The 4,802-nt window shown below is 71.2% G+C and carries 5 protein-coding genes; 4 read left to right on the forward strand and 1 reads right to left on the reverse strand.

Annotation, left to right across the window (positions count from 1 at the left end; translation table 11 throughout):
- Nucleotides 1-9 precede the first annotated feature (9 nt).
- Complete coding sequence (locus ACFWEJ_RS27260; RefSeq protein WP_377232309.1) at nucleotides 10-888, reverse strand: LysR family transcriptional regulator; 879 nt, start codon at nucleotides 886-888, stop codon at nucleotides 10-12.
- Between the two features lie 136 nt (nucleotides 889-1,024).
- On the opposite strand from ACFWEJ_RS27260, the gene ACFWEJ_RS27265 reads away from it, so the two are divergent.
- Genes ACFWEJ_RS27265 through ACFWEJ_RS27280 form a run of 4 tightly spaced genes read left to right on the forward strand, consistent with a single transcriptional unit; the run spans nucleotide 1,025 to nucleotide 4,685 of the window.
- Nucleotides 1,025-2,080: a tripartite tricarboxylate transporter substrate binding protein gene (locus ACFWEJ_RS27265; protein WP_377232310.1), complete on the forward strand. Its 1,056-nt coding sequence runs from the start codon at nucleotides 1,025-1,027 to the stop codon at nucleotides 2,078-2,080.
- Nucleotides 2,081-2,113: 33 nt separating this feature from the next.
- On the forward strand, nucleotides 2,114-2,677 hold the full coding sequence (locus ACFWEJ_RS27270; RefSeq protein WP_377232311.1) for a tripartite tricarboxylate transporter TctB family protein: 564 nt from the start codon (nucleotides 2,114-2,116) through the stop codon (nucleotides 2,675-2,677).
- Nucleotides 2,678-2,712: 35 nt separating this feature from the next.
- The gene (locus ACFWEJ_RS27275; RefSeq protein WP_377232312.1) at nucleotides 2,713-4,293 is read left to right on the forward strand and encodes a tripartite tricarboxylate transporter permease; all 1,581 of its coding nucleotides are present in this window, start codon (nucleotides 2,713-2,715) and stop codon (nucleotides 4,291-4,293) included.
- Nucleotides 4,290-4,685 (forward strand): universal stress protein, encoded by a 396-nt coding sequence (locus tag ACFWEJ_RS27280; protein WP_377232313.1) that lies wholly within the window; start codon nucleotides 4,290-4,292, stop codon nucleotides 4,683-4,685. The genes ACFWEJ_RS27275 and ACFWEJ_RS27280 overlap by 4 nt, the downstream gene beginning before the upstream one ends.
- Nucleotides 4,686-4,802: the final 117 nt, after the last annotated feature.

Below are 4,802 nucleotides of genomic sequence, written 5' to 3' on the forward strand. Positions count from 1 at the left end.
AGCCAGCACTCAACGGGAGGGGGTGAGGAAGCGGAGGAACTCGTGGAGGGCCGGGTTCTTCGAGTCCCGGTTCCAGATGGCGTGCAGCTCCACCACGCCGTGGGGGACGTCGAGCTCCACGAACGTGACGCCCGGCAGGCCCAGCAGGCGGGCCGACTCCGGGACGAACGCCACGCCGCGTCCGGCCGCCACGAGCGAGCACATCGTCAGGATCTGGCTGACGACGTGCACCACGTTGCCGTGCTCGACGGCGATGTAGCGCACCACCATGTCGTAGAAGTACCGCGCCTTGGTGGGGTGGTGCCCGACGACGGGCTGGTCCCGCAGGTCGGCGGCGGTCACGGGCCGGTCCAGCCGGGTCAGCGCGTGCCCGGGCGGCACGGCCAGCACCAGGTCCTCCGAGAGCAGGAGCCGCGAGTCGAAGCTCTCCTGGTCGAACGGCGGCCGGCCGAGCGCCAGGTCGAGCTCACCGCGGCGGATCGCCTCGATCTGCTCGATCGTGACGAGCTCCTGGAGGTCGAGGTCGACGTCGGGCATGAACTCGGCGATCTCCTGCACCAGCGTGCCCAGCAGGCTGAACCCGGAGGCGGCGGTGAAGCCGAGGCGCAGCACGCCCGCGCGGCCGGCGGCGATCTTGCGGGCGAGCGCGGGGGCGGCGTCGGCGGCGGTCAGGAGGCGGCGGGCCTCCTCAAGGAACACCGCGCCCGCCGTCGTCAGCTCGACGTGGCGGTTGTCGCGTTCCAGCAGGGGGACGCCGACGGCGCGTTCCAGCTTCTGGACCTGACGGCTCAGCGGCGGCTGGGTCATGTTGAGTCGTTCCGCGGCGCGGCCGAAGTGGAGCTCTTCCGCGACGGCGAGGAAGCAGCGGACCTGATCGAGCGTGTACACGATGGCCTTTCCGGGATTGATGCATTCCGAGAATCAAGCAATGCAGTAAGAGGCTTAGACAGGCATCGTATGGGCTTCCTATGCTCAACGCCCGACCGGCACCTGCCCGTCGGAGATCTCAACGAGGAGAGCTGTGATGACAACTCCTACCCCCCGAACCCCGCGCCGCGGCGCGCCTTCCGGTGCCCGCCGCAGCCCGCTGACCAGCAGGGTCGCGCTGGGCGCCACCGCCGCGTTCGCCGCCCTGACGCTCGCCGCGTGCGGCGGCAACGTGGGTGCCGCCGGTGGCGGCGAGGGTGAAGACTTCCCGTCCGGCCCGGTGACGATCACCGTGGGGCAGGACGCCGGTGGGTCGACCGACCTCATCGCCCGGGCCGTGGCCGAGGGCATGGCGGAGGACCTCGGCGTCGCCGTCCCCGTCGTCAACCGGGCCGGGGCCAACGGCGCCGTGGCGACCGAGGAGGTCGCGGGCAAGCCCGCCGACGGGTACGAGCTGGTGCTGCTCAACGCCTCCCTCATCACTATCACGCCGCTGGCCGTGTCCGAGGACGAGGCCGTGGACCTGGGCAAGCTCGACGTCCTCAAGGGGCTCTCGCAGGACGACTACGTGCTGCTGGCCAGCGTCGACTCCGGGTTCGAGAACCTGGACGACCTCAAGGGCGCGTCCGGCGAGATCAAGTACGGCACCACGGGCGTGGGCACCGGTTCGCAGCTCGCCCAGGCGGCGCTCTTCGCGCAGGCGGAGATCGACGGCACGGCCGTCCCGTTCGACTCGGGCTCGCCCGCGCTGACCGCCGTCGTCGGCGACCAGGTCCAGGTGGCCACGGTGCAGCTTGGTGAGGCCAAGCCCCAGATCGACGCCGGGAAGGTGGTGCCGCTGCTGGCCTTCTCGGCCGAGCGCAACCAGTTCCTGCCCGACGTGCCGACCGCCGTCGAGGAGGGCTACGACGTGCCCGTGTCGCAGTACCGCGCCCTGGCCGCCCCGAAGGGCCTGCCGGAGGACGTCAAGGCCCGGCTCGTCGAGTCGATCGACGCCGCCATCGCCTCGGACACCTACACGTCGTTCAACGAGAACAACCTGCTGACGCCCCACGAGATCTCGGGCGACGAGGTCACCACGGAGTGGACCGAGCTCGCCGACAAGTACCGGGCGCTCACCGAGGAGTACGACATCAGCCTCGCAGAGGGCTGATCCCTCGTGGCAACGGCAACCAAGGAGGAACGCGTGGACGGCAGCTCGAAGGGCACGCCGGACGGCAGCTCGGACGGCGGTGCGGACGGCGGAGCTGCCGTCGCGCCCGCCGACCCGGCCCAGGCCCTCGTCGACGAGTGGGCCGAGGAGACGCCGCCGCCCGCCGGGCCGGTCGCCAACCTCGCGGCCAGCCTGGTCACGACCGCGATCGGCGTCCTGGGCGCCGTGACGGCGGTCGGGCTGGGCCTGGGCACACTGACCAAGCCGGGCGCCGGCCTGTGGCCGCTCGCGATCAGCGTCGCCGTGGTGGTGCTGTCGCTCGCCCAGGTCGTCGTCGGACGGCGGGGCGGCGACGGGGAGAAGTTCTCCCGGTACTCGTGGCTCTCGTTGGTCGGCCTCGCGACCCTCCTGGGGCTCGTGGCGCTGCTGCCGGTGATCGGCTTCGAGATCCCCGCCCTGCTGCTGAGCCTGATCTGGATGAAGTTCCTGGGCGGCGAGTCCTGGCGCTCCGCCGTCCTGTACTCGGTGCTCGTGGTCGGGGTGCTCTACGGGGTCTTCGTCGGGGCGCTCAGCACCAACGTCCCGCACCTCTTCTGACCGCACCGCAGGTCTGATCCGCAAGGGAAACGCACGTGGAATCACTGCAGAACGTAGCCGCCGGCTTCGCCGTCGTGCTCGAACCGACCAACCTCCTGTACTGCCTGCTCGGTGTGGTCATCGGCATGCTCATCGGGGTGCTGCCGGGCCTTGGCCCGGCGGCCACGATCGCCATCCTGCTCCCGCTGACGTACGGCGTGGAGCCAGTCACCGCGATCATCATGCTCGCCGGCATCTTCTACGGCGCGCAGTACGGCGGCACCATCACGTCCGTGCTGCTCCGCCTGCCCGGCGAGGCCAGCTCGGTGGTGACGGTGCTCGACGGGCACGCCATGGCCAGACAGGGCAGGGCGGGCACGGCGCTCGGCGTCGCGGCCGTCGGGTCGTTCATCGGTGGCACCGTCGCCATCGTCGGGCTGACCTTCCTCGCCCCGGTCGTGGCCGGCTTCGCCCTCGACTTCGGGCCGCCCGAGTACGCGGCCCTGGCCCTGCTGGGCATCCTCCTGGTCTCGACCATCGCGTCCGGCGCGCGGCTCAAGGCGCTGATCGCCGCGGCGATCGGCCTGCTGCTGGCCACGGTCGGGCGCGACGCCTTCACGGGCGCCGAACGCTTCACCTTCGACAACCTCAGCCTGGCCGACGGCATCGACTTCGTGCCCGTGGCCATGGGCCTGTTCGGCCTCGGCGAGATCCTCTACAACCTGGAGGAGCGGCACCGTGCCGTGCACGCGCCCGGGAAGGTGGCCAACGTCTGGCCGTCGCGCAAGGACCTCAAGGAGTCGTCGGGCGCCGTGACCCGCGGGTCGGTGCTCGGGTTCTTCCTCGGCATCCTGCCCGGCGGCGGCGCGACCATCGCCTCCATGGCCGCCTACGCCGCCGAGAAGAAGCGGGCCAAGGACCCGAGCCGGTTCGGCAAGGGCGCCATCGAGGGCGTGGCCGGGCCGGAGACGGCGAACAACGCCGCCGCCACCAGCTCGTTCATCCCGCTGCTCACGCTCGGCATCCCCGCCAACGCGACCATGGCGCTCATGTTCGGCGCGCTCCTGATCCAGGGCATCACGCCCGGGCCGCAGCTCGTGACCGAGCACCCCGAGCTGTTCTGGGGCGTGGTCAACTCGATGTACATCGGCAACGTGCTGCTGCTCATCATGTCGATCCCGCTGGTAGGCGTGTTCGTGCGCATCCTGCGGGTGCGCGCCGCGATCCTGGCGCCCGTGACGGCCCTGATCACGATGGTCGGCGCCTACACCATCAACAACTCCGTGTTCGACGTGCTGCTGGTCGTCGTCTTCGGCGCCGTCGGGTACCTGATGAAGAAGTTCGGGTTCGAGCCGGGGCCGCTCGTGCTGGCGTTCGTGCTCGGCTCGCTGCTGGAGTCCAGCCTGCGGCGTTCGCTGCTGATGTTCGACGGGTCGGCCGCCGGCTTCTTCACGCGGCCCATCTCGGCGACGCTGCTGGTGGTGTTCGTGGTGGTGGCCGTGCTGCCCCTGATCCGTGCCGTCCGCGACCGGCGGGCGGGCGGGGCTGTTGTCGGTGGGGCTGTTGCTGGTGGGGCTGTTGCTGGGACGTCGGACGCCGGTGCGTCGGCGAAGAACCGAGAGGAAGAGTCCGTATGAGCATCGTCGTTGGCTACGTCCCCACGCCCGCGGGGGAGGCCGCCGTGCAGGCGGCGATCGTCGAGGCGGGCCTGCGGGACGAGGACCTGCTGGTCGTGAACTCGGCGCGGGAGGGCTCGCTGGTCGAGTCCACGGTCGCCGCCGAGGAGGACCTCGACCGGGTACTCGCGCAGGCCGCGGCGGCGGGGGTGAAGGCGCAGCTCGTGCGCGGCACGCACCGTGACGACTTCACCGACGAGATCCTCGACCTCGCCGAGCAGCACGACGCCTCGCTCATCGTGATCGGCCTGCGCCGACGCAGTACGGTGGGCAAGTTCATCATGGGCTCGGTGGCGCAGCGCATCCTGCTCCAGGCCGAGCACCCGGTCCTGGCGGTCAAGCCCCCGCGCTGACGACCGGCCGCCGGCCGCGCCCGGCCGCCGTCCGGCCGGCCGCGCAGGCGCGGGTGTTGACCACAGCAGTCGCTGCCAGTGAGGTGCCCCTCCTGGCAGCAGCTGCTGTGGTCAACG

Origin of the sequence: Promicromonospora sp. NPDC060204 (assembly GCF_042728455.1) — a bacterium.
GTDB lineage: Bacteria > Actinomycetota > Actinomycetes > Actinomycetales > Cellulomonadaceae > Promicromonospora.

Excerpts from the sequence above, each read along its gene's own strand:
- ACFWEJ_RS27280 (WP_377232313.1), top strand. The coding sequence starts at position 4,290 with ATGAGCATCGTCGTTGGCTACGTCCCCACGCCCGCGGGGGAGGCCGCC.
- ACFWEJ_RS27265 (WP_377232310.1), top strand. The coding sequence starts at position 1,025 with ATGACAACTCCTACCCCCCGAACCCCGCGCCGCGGCGCGCCTTCCGGT.